We start from the raw sequence: 17,397 nt of genomic DNA, 5'->3' as shown, positions 1-17,397 counted from the left end.
AGGTTAAATCATTAATTAACTATTTGGTTAACAAAAGCGCCACAGACAAGTGGCGCATGAGTTAAAAATATTGGGTTAACAGAAGCGGCTTCGCAACCAGTAATATCAATGTTCTGTATTTTTTGCGTCAGCCGTTTCAGTGCTATTTTTTCCAGGTTGAATAACAACAGGCCCTGGTACAGATGTAATACGAGTGACCAATAGCTGATCAATCTTGTAGTTATCAATATCAACGACTTCAAATTTGTAGCCTGCGTATTTTACATAGTCTGTGCGTTTAGGCATTCTTCTCAATCGGTACATCATGAAACCACCAATCGTTTCATAATTACTAAAGTCTGGAAAGTCATCAATATTCAAGATACGTTGGACATCTTCAATCGGTGTACCACCTTCAACCAGCCATGAATTCTCGTCTCTAACTACGATTTGTTCTTCTTGCCCCGGGCCAATTAAATCACCCATTAAGGTAATCATGACATCATTGATAGTGATGATACCCATGATCAATGCATATTCATTAAGAATAACAGCGAAATCCACGGCATTGTGTTTAAAGGCTTCAAGTGTATCGGATAAAGAAAGCGTATCCGGGATCATTAATGTACTTCGTATATGTACACCATCTTGCAAACATAAGCTTTGCCCATTAAGTACGCGATTAAGTAACTCTTTAGATTCAACATAACCAATTACATGGTCAATATCTTCAGAACATACAAGAAACTTAGAGTGTGGCTGAGTTGATATTTTATGTTTAATACTTTCTTCGGATTCATATTTATCAAAGTAAATAATATTTTCACGGGGTGTCATTGCGGAAGGAACGGTACGTGACTCGAGTTCGAAGACATTTTCGATTAATTCATGTTCTTGTTTGCGTAAAACACCCGCTACGGCACCCGCTTCAACAACCGCAAAAATATCATCAGATGTGATGTCTTCATTGCGAGCAATCGGTAATTTGAATAGTTTGAAAGTAAGGTTAGCAAGGCCGTTAAAAAACCAGACGAGGGGGCTAAGGACAATCAAACAAAAACGCATGGGGTTAACAATTCGGGTTGCTATTGCTTCAGGCTTTACCATACCGATACGTTTAGGAATTAAGTCAGCAACTAAAATAAATAAGCTAGTTACGATAGTAAAAGAAATAATTGATGCACTTTGCTGTGCCCAAATTGGTGATAAGAAGTGAATAAAGAATTCTTGTAATGCGGGGGCAAAAGCGGATTCCCCAACAATACCCGCTAAAATAGCAACAGTGTTAAGGCCAATTTGAACTACCGTAAAAAACATGCCCGGTATTTCTTGTAATTTAAGCACGCGAGCTGCATTAATATTGCCTTCATCGGCCATCAGTTTAAGTTTAATACGGCGAGAGGCTGCCAGTGAAATTTCTGACAAAGAAAAGAATGCGCTAATTGCACATAATAAAAGAACGATCAATAAACTGTTAAGCATAGGTTATCCAGATACATCTTCATCAACGAGATTATTCAATAACCCCTGAAGGCATCCTATCGAGTAAATATATTTATTAAGTAAATATACAGTGGCGCGGTATGCGCTAGTTAGTTGGTTAGTAGTATAGCATTCAGTTAAATTATCTGGCTAGATATTCGTCATAATTCAAGCTGTAGCGTTGTTGCCTACATTCAATCACTCGGGTCACATACTTGTGTATGCTCCCCAAGATGCTTTCATTTGCCGCCTAGCTACAACTGGAATTATTTAGAATATGGATATTCGTCATAATACGTATTGTAGGGGTGTAGGCTTCATTCGGCTACCCAAGTCACATACTTGTGTATGCTCCCCAAGATGCTTTCATTTGCCGCCTAGCTACAATGCGAATTATTTAGAATATTGACCACTCATGCGTAATGCCTTTTGGTGTCATTATTGCGGTAAACAAACACCGATTCCACCGAGCGCACAATAGCCATTTGGGTTTTTATAGAGATACTGTTGATGATAGTCTTCAGCAAAATAAAACACATCAAGAGGGGCTATTTCGGTGGTGATGTGTCGATGATCGCCTTGGTTATCCATCGCTTGTTGGTAATCTTGTCGGGTTTTTTCTGCTTGTCTAAGTTGGTCATCAGAGACTGTATAGATTGCAGAGCGGTATTGAGTGCCAATATCACCCCCTTGGCGCATACCTTGTGCAGGGTCATGATTTTCCCAAAATAAGGTTAAAAGTTGAGCGTAACTAATTACCTGTGGATCGAAAACAACACGTACTGCTTCTGTATGACCAGTTTGGCCTGAGCAAACTTCTTCATACGTTGGGTTTGGTGTAATACCGCCACAATAGCCAGTAGAGGTGGAATAAATCCCTGTTTTTTGCCAGAATAAGCGTTCAACACCCCAAAAGCAGCCCATTGCAAAGTAGGCAACTTCCATATTCTTAGGAATAATCTCGATCGAATGATGGTTCACTGCATGGTATGGTGAGCACTGCATAGCGAGCTGCCTGCCAGGCAGTGCTTGTGACATATTAACAGAGTGAAATTTATTAGATGGCATAATGGATCCTATATGTGTTAATACACAAATAATTTAAATAATGGGATAAAAACTTGTGTCTCTGACTAATATTACTCAAAATAAATTGATATGAAGCCTTTAGTCAATCTATCAATCACCTCAGGAGCAGGCGTGTCGAAATACCCTATAATCTGTTTTCTCTGCTTAACTGCGACAATACCGGTGGCATATGCTGCGAATCTTCGTCTTAATATTGAAGGGATTGAAGGGCAACTTAATCAAAATGTCCGCGTACAATTATCGAATATTACACAAGATGAGGTTGTCCCAAATGGGCGTTTTCGTGCTCGAGTCGAGAAAGCAATCAAAGAAGGGTTAAAGCCGCTCGGTTATTACGAACCCACCGTTGAATTTAGTTATCAGGAAAATACCCCACCTGCTCGATCAGTATTAACGGCAAAAGTAACACCGGGTGAACCTATTTTAGTTCAAGGTGTGAAGGTGGAGTTACAAGGTGGTGCAAAAACCGATCCTGATTATGAAAAAATGATCAAAAGAAATACGCCTAAAGATGGCACGATCCAAAACGATGGGGAGTATGAAGATTTTAAAGGGAAATTTAGTGGTCTTGCTGTCCGTAAAGGTTATTTTGATGCCATTATGGAGAAAAGCCAGTTAGGGATTTCCCTTGATCACCATGCCGCTTATTGGGATTTTGATTTCAATAGTGGTGAGCGTTACCGCTTTGGGTCGATCTCCTATCAAGGTTCACAAATTCGTGAAGACTATCTAAATAACCTTTCTCCTTTTAAAGAAGGTGAATATTACACCTCTGAGCAATTAGCCGAATTTAACCGCCGATTAGCGGAAACGGGTTGGTTTACCTCTGCTATCGTGACGCCTAATATTGTTAAAGCGAGAGCAGAAGGCTCCGATGAGCTGCCAATGGAAGGGGTGATGGTACCTCGGGCAAAAAACTTTATTGAACTTGGTGGTGGTTACGGGACAGATGTAGGGCCTAAACTTAAATCCACATGGAATAAACCATGGATAAATTCACGAGGCCAAAGCTTAACCTCCAGTATTAGTTTATCTCAACCTGAGCAAATCATTGATGCTAGCTATAAAATACCCTTAAAAGCGAACCCATTAGAGCAATATTATGCAGTTCAGGGTGGGTTTAAACGCACAGACTTGAACGATACTCAAGCCAATACCACCACCTTAAACGTGTCACGCAATTGGGATTACTCGAGCGGTTGGCAATACGGGGTAAACATGCGCTGGATGCTCAGTAACTTTACCCAAGCTAACGTCACCAATACCACCATGTTGCTTTATCCTGGTGCGAATGTAAGTCGTATTCGCCAGCGTGGTGGCGTGATGCCAACATGGGGGGATAGCCAACGTTATTCGGTTGATTACTCGAATAAAATATGGGGTTCAGATATTGAATTTCTTGTATTACAAACCAAACATGTATGGATACGAACGCCATGGGAAGGTCATCGATTTGTGGTTCGCGGTAATCTAGGCTGGATTGAAACCAATGATTTTGACAAAGTTCCACCTGACTTACGTTTCTTCGCCGGTGGTGATGGCAGCGTCCGTGGTTATGGATATCAAAAAATCTCCCCTGAAAATGATCGTGGTAAATTAACTGGGGCATCAAAACTGGCAGTTGGATCCGTTGAATACCAATATAATTTTACAGGGAATTGGTGGGGCGCGACTTTCATTGATAGCGGTGAAGCCGTCAATGATATCAAAGACAGTGATTTTAAAACCGGTGCAGGTATTGGTATCCGCTGGGTTTCCCCTGTCGGGCCTATTAAATTTGATTTAGCAACACCAATTGGTGATTCAAATAACGATAAAATTCAGTTTTATATCGGTTTGGGGACAGAACTATGAAATGGATGAAGTGGTTAAAATGGACAAGCATTTCCATTTTATTAATTCTTGTTCTGATCGTTGCTATATTAAGCTGGGTTTTAGGGACGCAATCAGGTTTACATTTTGCATTAAACACCGCAACCCGCTTTGTTCCTGAATTAACCATTGAGTCGATTGATGGGGATATCAATGATTTAACGCTGTCTGGCGTAAAATACCAAATGCCAGGGGTAGATGTTAACGCTGGAAAATTGCATCTTGCCGCTCGCTTAAAATGCTTAACAAGTCGTGAATTATGCATTGATGCACTGACTACTGATAATGTCACTGTTAATATTGACACCACTCAGTTTCCACCTTCAGAAGAAACCCCTCCATCAGAGCCATTAACTGAGCTTAAAGCGCCATTAACTATCCGTTTAAGTCAATTATCGTTGGTTTCTACCCATGTTAGTGTTGATGGAATGGATATCGATTTAGCTAAATTTTCTACTGGTATAACGTGGGAAGGTAAGGCAATAACGATTATTCCAACTGATATTATTGATTTGGCGATTAATTTACCGGTGACGGAAGCGGCTGAAGACGTGCAAGTCAAGCCAGCTGAATCTGAGATACCTATCAACGAACAAAAATCACTTGGTGATGAATTAAAAACGCTGTTCGCTAAACCCTTGCTGGCCGAGTTACCGGAAATTATTTTACCGGTCGACCTTGATGTGGAAGGCATAAATGCCTCGAATTTTCAGTTAAAGGGCGGCACCGAGGTTACGATCAACAGCCTGAATTTGAAGCTTTCCAATACGGGACAAAATGTCTTACTGAAACAACTCGCAGTGGATGCGCCAGAAGGCAAAGTTTCGTTATCTGGAACAGCCACATTAAAAGATAAATGGCCCGTCTCTCTGTCTATGGTCGGTGAAAGTCGTTTAGAAGATTTGAGTGGGCAAAAAATTGATTTGTCACTCAAAGGTGGCTTATTAGATGAACTCAAATTAGCTTTAAATTTAAATGGCCCTATTAATGCAAAATTAGATGCACAAACCGATCTAAGTCAAGCCGACTTACCGATATTGCTCACCCTCGAAAGTCAAAAATTGACTTGGCCGCTGGTGGGTGATGCACAATATCAACTCGATGGAACCCGTCTGCGCCTAAATGGGCATCCATCAGCCTATGATTTATCGCTGCGATCGGCGATAACAGGGCAAGATTTACCCCCTTCAACGTTGATGCTGGATGCCAAAGGTAATGAAGAGCAAATCAACCTTACTCGCTTACGCTTAGCCGCTTTACAAGGTAATGCTGATATCACTGGCGTTGCTGATTGGAGTAAAGCCATCAGTTGGAACGCGGTGCTGACTTTATCTGGGATTAATACGGCAAAACAATGGCCCGAATGGCCAGCAAAAGTCGATGGTAAGGTCGCAACTCGCGGAAGTCTATATGGTGGTAGTTGGCAGCTGGAAATCCCTGAAATTGCACTTGATGGTAATGTTAAAAATAACCCATTAAAAGCACGAGGTAAGGCAAAAGGAAATGCGGCCGGTCAGTGGGATATTCCTGAATTTAATTTAGCCTTGGGTAAAAACCATATTGATGTTAAAGGTTCTCTTGCTGAGAAATGGAACCTTGATGCCAAAATTAACGCGCCGGGCTTAAATGGTTTATTACCAGGTCTGGCAGGCGTAATTGCTGGTGATGTTAAATTACGCGGTAATTTGCAAACGCCAGAAGCGCTTGTGGATCTGACTGCTCGCGGCGTGAAATGGCAAAATGACCTTTCCATCGAAAATGTCGTTATTAAAGGAAATGTCGCTTCGGGTGAACAAATCAAAGGGGATCTCTCTGTTGTTTTACGTCAGTTAAGACAAGCTGATCTTGTTATTAGTAACTTAACCCTTGATGCAAAAGGCAGTGAAAAACAGCATACATTAAAGCTTAATGTGAAAGGTGAGCCTGTTTCAGGCCAATTAGCCTTAGCGGGAAGTTTTGATCGCCAAACTGAGGTTTGGAAGGGGTCCTTGAGTAATACGCTATTTGAAACCGTTGTGGGCGAATGGCGACTCAATAAAGCCATGTCACTGAATTATTCTAACCAATCCCAAGAAGTGGTGGTTGGAACTCATTGTTGGGTCAATCCAAATGCCCGTCTTTGTGTGCCAAAACCGATTAAAGCCGGTAAAAGCGGTAGTGCCGATATTGTGCTTGAACGTTTTGATTTAGCAATGATTAAGCCGTTTATGCCAAAGGATACTCGAGTTAATGGGGTGTTTAGCGGAAACGCCAATGCTATCTGGAAAGATGATGGTAGCATGCCGCAAGTGAAGCTAGCGTTAAAAGGTGACGGGGTCAAAGCGACTCAATTTGTTGATGGTGCCCGCTTACCGTTAGAATTTCAAACGCTAACATTAAATGCGGCAATGAAGAATGGCAAAGCGGATCTGAATTGGTTATTTAAGATAGCCAATAATGGTCAGCTCAAAGGGAATGTTCAAATCTCTGATATAGAGAAAAGACGTTTGCTTGCAGGTAATATCGAAATTAATTCAATTACGTTGGATTTAATTAAACCGCTATTAGGCCAAAAAGAAGTTGCCAATGGTAATTTAAATGCTAACTTGCGTTTGAGTGGTTCCGCGAATAACCCATTGATGAATGGCAGTTTGTCCTTATCAAATCTCGAAGTTAAGTCGGCAATGATCCCTTTTGATATTAAAAGTGGCCGTTTAGGGATCACCTTTAATGGTACTAGCTCGGTAATGAATGGGCAGATCAACACGCCGGAAGGTTACCTGAATATCGATGGTGATGCCGATTGGCGTCAAGTGGATGCATGGCGTGCAACGGTAATGGCTCGAGGGAATAACTTACGTGTTTCCTTGCCGCCAATGATACAAATTGATGTACAGCCGGACTTAACCTTTGAAGCATCACCAACGTTAATGACTCTCAATGGCAGTGTTACCATACCGTGGGCTCGTATTACCGTACAGGAACTTCCTGAGTCAGCGGTAAGTGCTTCTTCTGATGTGGTTATGCTCGATAGTAATTTACAGCCCATCGCCGAAAAAGCACCGTCTATTCCAATCCAAACAAATTTGGATATTAAAATTGGTAATGATGTTAGGCTGGATGCGTTTGGCTTAAAAGCGCGGTTAACCGGTTTATTGAAAGTCACACAAAATAAGCAAGGACTTAGCTTGAATGGTCAAGTGGATATCCCATCAGGGCGTTTCCGCGCTTATGGGCAAGACTTGCTGGTACGTAAAGGGCTGATTCAGTTCTCTGGTCCTGCGGATCAACCTTTCTTGAATCTTGAAGCTATTCGTAATCCGGATAATACCGCAGATGATGTTATTGCGGGTGTTAAGGTGACAGGACTTGCAGATAAACCAAAAGTCGATATATTCTCAGAACCCGCCAAGACACAACAAGAAGCTCTTTCTTATTTATTAAGAGGGGAAGGCTTAGAAAGTGGTGATGCGAATGGATCCCAGATGACATCTATGTTAATTGGCCTCGGCGTCGCACAAAGTGGACAACTGGTTGGTAAAATAGGTGAGACATTTGCTGTATCTGATTTGGCTGTGGATACGCAAGGGGTCGGAGATGGCTCCCAAGTTGTGGTGAGTGGAAAAATTACCAATGACCTACAAGTTAAATATGGCGTTGGGATTTTTGATTCACTGGCAACCTTAACTTTACGCTATCGATTAATGCCAAAACTTTATTTAGAAGCTGTGTCTGGTGTCAATCAGGCCTTGGATCTCCTTTACCAATTTGAGTTTTAAATTATGCGTGTAATTGTTTATGGCAGTTTAAGGCGCAAGCAGGGAAATCATCACTGGATGACTTATGCTCAACTTTTGGGTGAGTATAAGCTCGAGGGCTATGAACTTTACGATCTTGGATATTTCCCCGCCGTCGTAAAAGGGAATGGGGCGATTGAATGTGAAGTTTATCGCATTAATCCTTCCATTCTAACAGAGCTTGATGAGCTAAAGAAAAACTCACAAGATTATGTCAGAGAGTTAATTCCAACGCCTTATGGTAATGCTTGGATTTATCTTTATCGGCATTCTGTTGAAGGCTTGCGCCATATTAAGAGCGGTGATTGGCTCAAGCGTGATGAAGAAAGTTAATCCTGTTTGACCAGTAACGCCGGCTGTTTGCCGGCGTTTTATTACGATAGCGTACAAAAAAAAGGTTCTGGTGTTTAGCCCAGAACCTTGATTACCCTAAAAAGGATAAATTATTTTTTCGCTGCGCGTTCGAAAGATTCGATGATTTCGGCTTTCGCAGAGCTTGCATCTTCCCAGCCGTCAACTTTAACCCACTTACCTTTCTCTAAATCTTTGTAATGTTCAAAGAAGTGAGTAATTTGAGCTTTCAGTAATTCAGGCAGATCGTTCACATCTTTAATGTGATCGTATTCTTTGCTTAGCTTAGAGTGTGGAACAGCGACTAATTTAGCATCTTCGCCTGCTTCATCCGTCATCTTAAGCACGCCAACTGGGCGGCAACGAATTACTGAACCCGGTTGTAATGGGTAAGGAGTAGGGACGAGTACGTCAACAGGGTCACCATCTAAAGACAGTGTATTGTTGATGTAACCATAGTTGCATGGATAGAACATCGCAGTAGACATGAAACGGTCTACAAACAGCGCACCTGAGTCTTTATCAACTTCATATTTGATAGGATCTGCGTTTGCAGGAATTTCGATGATAACGTAAATATCTTCAGGCAGATCTTTACCTGCCGGTACATTGTTCAGGCCCATTAGAATGCATCCTTTGTGTGAATAATCAATCTACCTACCACTATTTAAGCTGTATATGCATTGGTTTTTTGCATTTTTGACAGCGTTAATTGTTTAGTGCAGGTAACGTGGGGAATATTATAGCCGTAAAGAAGGACGAATTCATTGAAAAAAGCGAATATCAAATAAAGAAGACGGGACTAGCCCGCCTTGATATTGATGCTCTCGATACTTTAAGTTGCATGATTGTTGACTATATTCAGCGACCTGAATTACCTATTTGACCGGTAGTTTGGCTTGTCGCCTACATACATCTTGAACTATTTTGAGTATTTACATCAGTTGAATAAATGAGATTATTCAGTATCTGGAAACTCACGCATAAATGATTCTGCTTTGTTTACCATTGCTTCAGTACCAACAAAGAAAGGAGCGCGTTGATGCAATTCGGTTGGGATAATATCCAAAATACGGTTAGCGCCATCACTTGCTTTACCGCCAGCTTGTTCTGCTAGGAAGGCAATTGGGTTGCACTCATACAGTAAGCGTAGTTTTCCATTCGGATGACTTGCGGTACTTGGGTAGATATAAATTCCCCCTTTGAGCAAGTTACGATGGAAATCAGCCACTAATGAGCCAATATAACGAGTGGTGTAAGGGCGACCTGTCGCTTCATCTTGTTCTTGGCAGTATTTAATATACTTTTTAACGCCCATAGGGAACTTGATGTAGTTACCTTCATTGATGGAGTACATTTTGCCTTCTGCTGGGAACATCACTTTTTCGTGAGAAAGACAGAAAACACCCAAAGAAGGGTCGTAGGTGAATGCATGAACGCCATAACCTGTGGTGTAAACCAACATGGTTGAAGAGCCGTAAACTACGTAACCTGCAGCGACTTGGCGATGACCAGGCTGTAGAAAATCAGCCTCAGTAACCGATTGCCCGGTTGGCGTAATGCGACGATAAATTGAGAAGATAGTACCAACGGAAACGTTTACATCGATGTTTGAAGAACCATCGAGTGGGTCCATTAAAACAACGTATTTAGCGTTTTCTGCGCGGTCACCTTCGAAAATGACAATTTCGTCTTCTTCTTCAGAGGCGATACCGGCTACTTCTCCGCGAGCTTTCAAAGCCGCTTTCAACTTTTCGTTTGCATACAGGTCGAGCTTCATCTGGACTTCACCTTGTATATTCGAGACACCATTAGTGCCAAGAATGTCTACAAGTCCAGCTTTGTTAATATCACGATGGATAATTTTAGCGCCCAGTTTGATTGCTGACAGTAAGGATGTCAGTTCTCCTGTTGCATGAGAAAAATCTTGTTGCTTTTCGACGATGAATTCGCCTAATGTTTTCATGACGAAGGTCCTGAATAAAATTGACAGAGGTTTGCGGGGCAAATTTACCCTCGCGCGTGGAGTTTAACTAAATTAAAAAAAGATTAATAGGTTAATGCATTTATAAATAGGCTATTGATGGGTAGAATAGTGACAAACCTCATGCTATTGGATGAAAAAGAATGCACATACATATTTTAGGTATCTGCGGCACCTTTATGGGAAGCTTAGCGATATTAGCTCGTTCATTAGGTCATAAAGTGACAGGCTCTGATGCAAACGTATATCCACCGATGAGTACTTTGCTTGAAAAACAAGGAATTGAGCTCATTCAAGGTTATGATCCCGTGCAACTCGATCCTGTGCCAGATATGGTGGTTATTGGTAATGCAATGACCCGTGGAAACCCTTGTGTTGAAGCGGTGTTAGAAAGAAGCATACCTTATACTTCTGGTCCTCAATGGCTGCATGACCATATCCTTCCAGAGCGTTGGGTTTTAGCGGTAGCAGGGACCCATGGTAAAACAACAACAGCAGGTATGTTGGCCTGGATCCTTGAAGATTGCGGCTACAAGCCCGGTTTCCTGATCGGCGGTGTTCCCGGGAATTTTGAAGCTTCCGCACAAATTGGTGAAAGCCCATTTTTCGTTATTGAAGCCGATGAATACGATTGTGCCTTCTTTGATAAGCGCTCTAAGTTCGTTCATTACAGCCCAAAAACACTGGTGCTTAATAACCTAGAGTTTGACCATGCTGATATTTTTGAAAGCCTAGAGTCAATTCAAAAACAATTCCATCATCTTGTTCGCATCGTGCCGGGAAGCGGCAAAATCTTTATGCCAGATAACGACAATAATCTTAAGCAGGTTATGGGTATGGGGTGTTGGAGTGAACAAGAGCTGGTAGGCGAAAACGGTGAATGGCAGGCCAAAAAATTAAACCATGATGGTAGCCACTACGAAGTGTATTATCAGCAGGAAAAAGTGGGCGAAGTTAACTGGTCACAAGTAGGTAATCACAATATCCAAAATGGCTTGATGGCGATTGCGGCTGCGCACCATGTGGGTGTGCCTGCGAAAGAGGCGTGTTTTGCTTTGGATAAATTTATCAATGCTCGCCGCCGTCTTGAGTTACGTGGTGTTGAGCACGGAGTGAGTGTTTACGATGATTTCGCTCATCACCCAACGGCAATTTTAGCAACATTAGAAGCATTACGCAGCAAAGTTGGCGGAACTTCACGTATTATTGCTGTACTTGAACCTCGTTCAAATACCATGAAAATGGGGATCAATAAAAACGATATTGCACCAGCATTAGGTCGTGCAGATGAAGTGTTCTTATTCCAACCTGCCAACATTCCTTGGATGGTGACGGATATTGCTGAACATTGTGTACAGCCTGCTCGTTGGAGTGCGGATATCGATGCATTGACTAACATGGTTATCGAAACAGCCCAACCGGGAGATTACATCCTTGTGATGAGTAACGGTGGTTTTGGTGATATTCATGGTAAATTGCTGACTGGATTAAAAAATAAAGCGGAATCGAAAGTCGAAGATTAAGGTTTATTTAATGAAAAAAGGGAAAGTGACGCTTTCCCTTTTCATGATCAAAAAATCGTTATTAGAGTGAAATATCCCATCTTGTCTCTTGCGGGCTCGAACAACTTAAAAAAATCACGTTTTCGCTCTGCTTTAAACTTCCCATATAGCAATCAATAGAATCAGTCACTAAGTGAAATAAGCACCCTACTGCAATTGCTTTTAATTTCCATGATGGGAAGAAGAACAAACAAACGTAGCCAATTGCCGCCCAAACGGTATGCATTGGATGAAAACCAATGCCGCAACGGTCAGGATCAAAAATAGGTGTTGCTAAAAGATGGTCAAGGTCGATAGCCATTGTTGATATCATCAACAATGCCGCCAGTTTCCAATTTTTACGCCAAAATAAGTAGCCAAATAAGATGGGTACTACAAAATGAAAACCATAATGTACAATATTTCTAAAAATTTCGAATATCACAATGAAATCTCTAAGACGAAATAAAAGAGGGCATAACTAAAAAAACAAAAAGGGAAAATAGACTATTCTCCCCCTTATTAATAAACGAGTTATGCTTTTTGAACGCTTTTAGACAGATTAAAGCTCTTGGTCAAACAGTGTTAAAATTGCCTCATATAACTCTAGCGTCGAAAAATCTTTTGCTGGCGTAGAAAAAATAGTGTCATCACCCGCAATACTGCCAAGAATGCCTTCAGCTTTTCCTAAGGAATCTAATAAACGGGCGATAAGCTGTGCTGCACCTGGACTCGTTCTAATAACAACAACTGAGTGGTTGTAGTCAATATCGAGTACCAAGTTTTTAAGTGGGCTGGTGGCAGTAGGAACACCCGGTTCAGTTGGCAGGCAATAGACCATTTCCATTTTTGCGTTACGAGTGCGAACTGCACCAAACTTAGTCAGCATTCTGGAAATCTTAGATTGATTGATATTTTCGAAGCCTTGTTCTTGAAGAGCAATAACGATCTCAGCTTGAGAGCTAAATTTCTCTTCTTTAAGTAGGGCTTTAAAAGCCTTAACCAAATCTTCTTGTTTAGACGGTGTGCGCATAATTAACCCATTCTTCGGCATTAAACTGAGTTGTATTATCGATAAAAGTGCATTTTTATGCAACAAAATTGCGTTATGATGATTTTATAACCGAGTTTAGGTAACATTTTTAAAATGATCCTACCTATTTTACAGTGAATAAAAATACTTAACTTAAATAGATACTGTGAATATTTAGCATAGAGTATCAATGAATTTATAAGCTAAATGTTGTAATTTTATTGTTAATAAATTTGTTTTCGATGAATTAATCGCCAGTGAAAACAACTTATTGTGCGAAATGCAATAGTGAGAAAAACTATTTGTTAAAAAAGTGCCCGTTATCTCATTAACAGATAAGGAATTTGTTTAGAATAGTGAATATCAATAAGCATATTATCTCGCGTTAACATCTCTCTATATCTGTTAAGAAATTGTTTTTTATACGTAATGTGTATTAGTGCATAATTAGATAAATTCATATTTTTTTGAAAGTACAAATTAAGGAGTTTCAGAATGAAAGTTGCAGTCCTAGGTGCAGCAGGTGGTATCGGTCAGGCTCTAGCCCTTCTTCTCAAAAACCAGCTTCCAGCAGGTTCAGAACTCTCCCTTTATGACATCGCGCCGGTTACTCCGGGTGTCGCCGCTGATCTTAGCCACATCCCAACAGATGTTAAAGTTGTTGGTTTTGCTGGCGAAGATGCAAAACCAGCACTAAAAGGTGCGGATGTTGTTCTTATTTCTGCGGGCGTGGCACGTAAGCCAGGTATGGATCGCTCTGACCTGTTTAATGTTAACGCAGGTATTGTGCGTAACCTGACTCAGCAAATTGCTGAAACTTGTCCTAAAGCCCTGATTGGTATTATCACTAACCCAGTGAATACGACAGTTGCTATTGCCGCTGAAGTACTGAAAAAAGCAGGCGTTTACGATAAAAATCGCTTATTTGGTGTGACTACACTTGATATCATTCGCTCAAATACGTTTGTTGCTGAATTAAAAGGCAAGAAAACGAGCGAAATCGAAGTGCCTGTTATTGGTGGTCACTCAGGTGTCACTATCCTGCCTCTGCTATCTCAAATTCAGGGTGTTAGCTTCACTGATGAAGAAATTGCAGCATTAACTAAACGTATCCAAAATGCGGGTACTGAAGTTGTTGAAGCGAAAGCGGGTGGCGGGTCGGCTACACTGTCTATGGGCCAAGCGGCAGCACGCCTTGGTTTATCTCTGATCCGTGGTCTGCAAGGTGAAAGCAACGTTGTTGAGTGCGTCTACACTGAAGGTGAAGGCAAACACGCTCGTTTCTTCGCACAACCGGTACTTTTAGGTAAGAATGGTATTGAAAAACACCTACCAATTGGCGAGCTAAGCGCATTCGAGAAAAAAGCCCTCGAAGAAATGCTAGATGTATTGAAAGGTGATATTGCGCTCGGTGAAAAATTCATTAATGGCTAATGCCAATTAATCCATTTTTATAGAGTCGTCGATAAAATAAGGCTGGGTTTCTATTTTAGAATCCAGCCTTTTATTTGGCTTTTACTTTTTGTATTAGTGGCGAATAAGTCATTTTTCCCGCAATCCTTGAATTTGGGTTCAGCATATTTTTTGGTGTATTGTTATGCCTTTCCCCTTTTTTTTAAATTTTTCGAATAAGTGATGATATTGACGAGAGGATCTCATGAATAAAAAAGTCGTTTCTGAGTTTCACATCGATACACAAATAACTCAGCTTGGCAGAGATCCGGCTAAACAAGCCGGCTTTGTTAACGCGCCTGTTTATCGAGGATCAACCGTTGTATTTCCAACCGTTGATGCATTACTCAACGATCGAGCCGAGTTTAATTATGGTACCGCAGGCACACCGACAATTAAAAGCCTAGAGCAGGCTTGGTCAGCACTCGCTGGTGCAGAAGGCACTGTATTATCGCCATCAGGATTAGGGGCAATTGTACTCGCCTTACTAACCACATTGAAAACGGGCAACCATTTATTAATGCCAGATAGTGTTTACCGGCCAACACGCAATTTTTGCCGTGGATTACTCGATAAAATGGGGATCACAACAACTTATTATGATCCTATGATAGGGGAAGGCATCGAATCATTAATTCAGCCAAATACCAGTACGATTTTTTTAGAGTCTCCGGGATCGCAAAGTTTTGAGATTCAAGATGTTCCTGCGATCGTTACAGTCGCAAAGCGCCATAATGTGGCAACCATTATTGATAATACATGGGCAACTCCATTATTTTTCCGTGCTCATGAGTTTGGTTGTGATATTTCGTTGGAAGCTGGGACAAAATATTTGGGTGGACACTCGGATTTACTTATGGGGATTGTTTCTGCCAACAAGATATGGTGGCCAAAGCTCCGCGAAACCTATGATTACATGGCAATGCTACCGGGAGCTGAAGATTGTTTTTTAGCACTGCGTGGCTTACGTACTTTGCCGATCCGCTTGAAAGAAGCCCAAGCTCGGGCGCTTGATATCGCACATTGGTTAAAAGCAAGACCCGAGGTGATCCGAGTATTACACCCCGCATTTCCTGATTGTCCAGGTCATGAAATTTGGAAGCGTGATTTTACTGGTTCTTCAGGCTTATTTTCGATTGTTCTTGATCCCAAATATACCCAAGAAAATATTGTCAGTTTATTAGATGGGCTTTCTATTTTTGGAATGGGTTATTCATGGGGTGGTTTTGAAAGCCTAATCATTCCGTTCAATTGCGCAGAATACCGTACGGTGACGTCATGGGAGCCGGGGGGATTAACATTGCGACTACAGATAGGTCTTGAGCATCTAGATGATTTAAAACAGGATCTCGCGGATGGTTTTGCCCGTATGAAATAAATACTAAGACGATATAAAAAATAAAGCCGTAGCTTAAATACTTTATTGCTTACGGCTTTTATCTGTTCTCAATCTGAATTCTGTGTTTTTTCTCTAACTTTTCTTTCTAATAAATCACCTGTAATGCTGTCATAATAGCGGCTAGGCCAAATTTCAGATGGGTGTATTCCTAGAAAATTTGCAATGATCCATTCCCCTTTTGGCCACGGTCGTGAAAGTGTATTGGCAAGCGTTGATGAACTTAGTCCAGCGCCTCTCGAAATTGCGGCAAGTGTTGTTCCACGCTTACGTAAAGCTGCGATGATATCTGCTGGATGCCAGTCCGATTTCCGTAAAATCATTTTTTTAGTCCTTTTTTCACTCAGAATCATGTAGAGTTAGTCGTACATGTAACAGGATATTGTGATACATTCAGTACAACCTTCCTGTTATTGGAAATAAAATAACAGATATTTCTCAAAAATATTTCTAAATTTTTCTTAAAGTTCAGTTTTATGAAACTATCGTTGTTTTTATGAAAAAATTAGAAAGCGAGCTGTTATAACTGTGAATTAAGCTAAGACTTTGAAAATAAAACTAACTCTTCTTGAGTAGTTAGAAAAAAAGCGTATTTAATGGTATGTATTACTTGTATTGATAATATATGCTGAGTATTCAATAAAACTCTTATAAATATTAGTAAAAGGTTATTCAATTAACTGTTATTAAAAGAAATTAAAATGTAAATAACATATATGTTTTATTTATTATTATTAAGCATTATTAATAAGAATTGAATCACTATATGGAGTTTTAAGAAAATAAAGGGAATTTTCAGCAACTGATACTAAGTAGTGATTATGGCTAGGAGGGTCTGATATGTACAAGGAATGGTTAACAGCAAAAGAGCTGGCTGGGATGCAAGGGCTTCCAATGACAACACAAGGTATTAATGGTGTCGCGAGGCGGGAAAACTGGATTTTTCGAAAAAGAAGAGGGGTTCAAGGTAAAGCGTTGGAATACCATATCAGCTCTTTGCCCAGCGATATTTTTGAACGCAACTTTGTTAATGAAACACCCGCGATATATCAAGCTAAACGAAATGATAATGCCTATATTTGGCAGGAAGCATACAATCAGCTTTCAAATAGTGAACGCGAAATAATCGTCACATTCATTATGCGTAAAGGTGCTTTAGCATTAGTTGATTTAATTAATAAGAAATAATTTACAAACTCTTAAGATGTAAATAATTAATATATAAAAATAATACTATATTTGATCTAAAGATATTCTTATCAGATAACGATCTCGTACAGCTATAACAACAGCGGGCTTCATAAATAAGCGTGAAAGTGAAAATATGAAAAAATTGTGGTTCACTGCGAAAGAATTGGCAGGGTTAGAAGGTCTTCCTACTTCACCTCAAGGGGTTAACTTGATGGCGAGAAGGGAAGGATGGAAAAATCGCCGTAAAACCG

At 40.6% G+C, this 17,397-nt stretch carries 15 protein-coding genes; 8 read left to right on the top strand and 7 right to left on the bottom strand.

The genetic code is table 11. The annotated features are described in order from the left end of the window. Positions 1-105: 105 nt before the first annotated feature. Both paeA and msrA read right to left on the bottom strand, forming a co-directional pair. Entirely contained in the window at positions 106-1,461 is a 1,356-nt protein-coding gene (gene paeA / locus M998_RS09095; RefSeq protein ID WP_068908552.1) for a polyamine export protein PaeA, read from the bottom strand. Positions 1,462-1,899: 438 nt separating this feature from the next. Next, a complete protein-coding gene (gene msrA, locus M998_RS09090; protein ID WP_068908550.1) occupies positions 1,900-2,529 on the bottom strand; it encodes a peptide-methionine (S)-S-oxide reductase MsrA in 630 nt (209 codons plus the stop codon). Positions 2,530-2,661: 132 nt separating this feature from the next. Between msrA and tamA the strand changes: the two genes are divergently transcribed. From tamA to M998_RS09075, 3 genes are read left to right on the top strand one after another with little or no spacing between them, the layout of a single operon-like run. Then, positions 2,662-4,404: an autotransporter assembly complex protein TamA gene (gene tamA / locus M998_RS09085; protein WP_068439868.1), complete on the top strand. Its 1,743-nt coding sequence runs from the start codon at positions 2,662-2,664 to the stop codon at positions 4,402-4,404. Further along, on the top strand, positions 4,401-8,180 hold the full coding sequence (gene tamB, locus M998_RS09080; RefSeq protein WP_068908548.1) for an autotransporter assembly complex protein TamB: 3,780 nt from the start codon (positions 4,401-4,403) through the stop codon (positions 8,178-8,180). The genes tamA and tamB overlap by 4 nt, the downstream gene beginning before the upstream one ends. A gap of 3 nt (positions 8,181-8,183) precedes the next feature. Then, positions 8,184-8,531 carry a gamma-glutamylcyclotransferase family protein gene (locus M998_RS09075; protein ID WP_068439870.1) on the top strand — a complete coding sequence of 116 codons (348 nt, stop codon included), beginning with the start codon at positions 8,184-8,186 and terminating at the stop codon, positions 8,529-8,531. 110 nt (positions 8,532-8,641) lie between these two features. Here M998_RS09075 and ppa read toward each other — a convergent pair whose 3' ends face one another. Together ppa and fbp are read right to left on the bottom strand one after the other, a co-directional pair. After that, positions 8,642-9,172: an inorganic diphosphatase gene (ppa, locus tag M998_RS09070; RefSeq protein WP_068439871.1), complete on the bottom strand. Its 531-nt coding sequence runs from the start codon at positions 9,170-9,172 to the stop codon at positions 8,642-8,644. A 335-nt stretch (positions 9,173-9,507) separates the two neighbouring features. Then, entirely contained in the window at positions 9,508-10,515 is a 1,008-nt protein-coding gene (gene fbp, locus M998_RS09065; protein WP_068439872.1) for a class 1 fructose-bisphosphatase, read from the bottom strand. A gap of 161 nt (positions 10,516-10,676) precedes the next feature. Here fbp and mpl point away from each other — a divergent pair, with 161 nt between their 5' ends. Beyond that, entirely contained in the window at positions 10,677-12,056 is a 1,380-nt protein-coding gene (gene mpl / locus M998_RS09060; protein ID WP_068908546.1) for a UDP-N-acetylmuramate:L-alanyl-gamma-D-glutamyl-meso-diaminopimelate ligase, read from the top strand. 61 nt (positions 12,057-12,117) lie between these two features. Here mpl and M998_RS09055 read toward each other — a convergent pair whose 3' ends face one another. Further along, the gene (locus M998_RS09055) at positions 12,118-12,519 is read right to left on the bottom strand and encodes a DUF6122 family protein (RefSeq protein WP_068908544.1); all 402 of its coding nucleotides are present in this window, start codon (positions 12,517-12,519) and stop codon (positions 12,118-12,120) included. 117 nt (positions 12,520-12,636) lie between these two features. Next, entirely contained in the window at positions 12,637-13,107 is a 471-nt protein-coding gene (argR, locus tag M998_RS09050) for a transcriptional regulator ArgR (protein ID WP_068439877.1), read from the bottom strand. A 495-nt stretch (positions 13,108-13,602) separates the two neighbouring features. Between argR and mdh the strand changes: the two genes are divergently transcribed. Next, entirely contained in the window at positions 13,603-14,541 is a 939-nt protein-coding gene (gene mdh, locus M998_RS09045; RefSeq protein WP_068908542.1) for a malate dehydrogenase, read from the top strand. Positions 14,542-14,764: 223 nt separating this feature from the next. Next, the gene (metC, locus tag M998_RS09040; RefSeq protein ID WP_068908540.1) at positions 14,765-15,937 is read left to right on the top strand and encodes a cystathionine beta-lyase; all 1,173 of its coding nucleotides are present in this window, start codon (positions 14,765-14,767) and stop codon (positions 15,935-15,937) included. A 68-nt stretch (positions 15,938-16,005) separates the two neighbouring features. Here metC and M998_RS09035 read toward each other — a convergent pair whose 3' ends face one another. Next, positions 16,006-16,278, bottom strand: coding sequence for a helix-turn-helix domain-containing protein (locus M998_RS09035; RefSeq protein ID WP_068908539.1), 273 nt, complete (start codon positions 16,276-16,278; stop codon positions 16,006-16,008). A gap of 517 nt (positions 16,279-16,795) precedes the next feature. Here M998_RS09035 and M998_RS09030 point away from each other — a divergent pair. Next, positions 16,796-17,143, top strand: a complete 348-nt coding sequence (locus M998_RS09030) for a DNA-binding protein (protein ID WP_068908537.1) — start codon at positions 16,796-16,798, stop codon at positions 17,141-17,143. 136 nt (positions 17,144-17,279) lie between these two features. Continuing rightward, positions 17,280-17,397 (top strand): DNA-binding protein (locus tag M998_RS09025; protein WP_282956434.1); only part of this gene is annotated, 118 nt, incomplete at its 3' end.

The organism is Providencia heimbachae ATCC 35613, from assembly GCF_001655055.1.
In the GTDB taxonomy this organism is placed as follows: domain Bacteria; phylum Pseudomonadota; class Gammaproteobacteria; order Enterobacterales; family Enterobacteriaceae; genus Providencia; species Providencia heimbachae.
This window is presented reverse-complemented; position numbering and strand designations above follow the sequence as displayed.

Coding starts and splice junctions, on each gene's coding strand:
- paeA (WP_068908552.1), bottom strand. CDS start 1,461: ATGCTTAACAGTTTATTGATCGTTCTTTTATTATGTGCAATTAGCGCA.
- msrA (WP_068908550.1), bottom strand. CDS start 2,529: ATGCCATCTAATAAATTTCACTCTGTTAATATGTCACAAGCACTGCCT.
- tamB (WP_068908548.1), top strand. CDS start 4,401: ATGAAATGGATGAAGTGGTTAAAATGGACAAGCATTTCCATTTTATTA.
- M998_RS09075 (WP_068439870.1), top strand. CDS start 8,184: ATGCGTGTAATTGTTTATGGCAGTTTAAGGCGCAAGCAGGGAAATCAT.
- ppa (WP_068439871.1), bottom strand. CDS start 9,172: ATGGGCCTGAACAATGTACCGGCAGGTAAAGATCTGCCTGAAGATATT.
- fbp (WP_068439872.1), bottom strand. CDS start 10,515: ATGAAAACATTAGGCGAATTCATCGTCGAAAAGCAACAAGATTTTTCT.
- mpl (WP_068908546.1), top strand. CDS start 10,677: ATGCACATACATATTTTAGGTATCTGCGGCACCTTTATGGGAAGCTTA.
- argR (WP_068439877.1), bottom strand. CDS start 13,107: ATGCGCACACCGTCTAAACAAGAAGATTTGGTTAAGGCTTTTAAAGCC.
- mdh (WP_068908542.1), top strand. CDS start 13,603: ATGAAAGTTGCAGTCCTAGGTGCAGCAGGTGGTATCGGTCAGGCTCTA.
- metC (WP_068908540.1), top strand. CDS start 14,765: ATGAATAAAAAAGTCGTTTCTGAGTTTCACATCGATACACAAATAACT.
- M998_RS09035 (WP_068908539.1), bottom strand. CDS start 16,278: ATGATTTTACGGAAATCGGACTGGCATCCAGCAGATATCATCGCAGCT.
- M998_RS09030 (WP_068908537.1), top strand. CDS start 16,796: ATGTACAAGGAATGGTTAACAGCAAAAGAGCTGGCTGGGATGCAAGGG.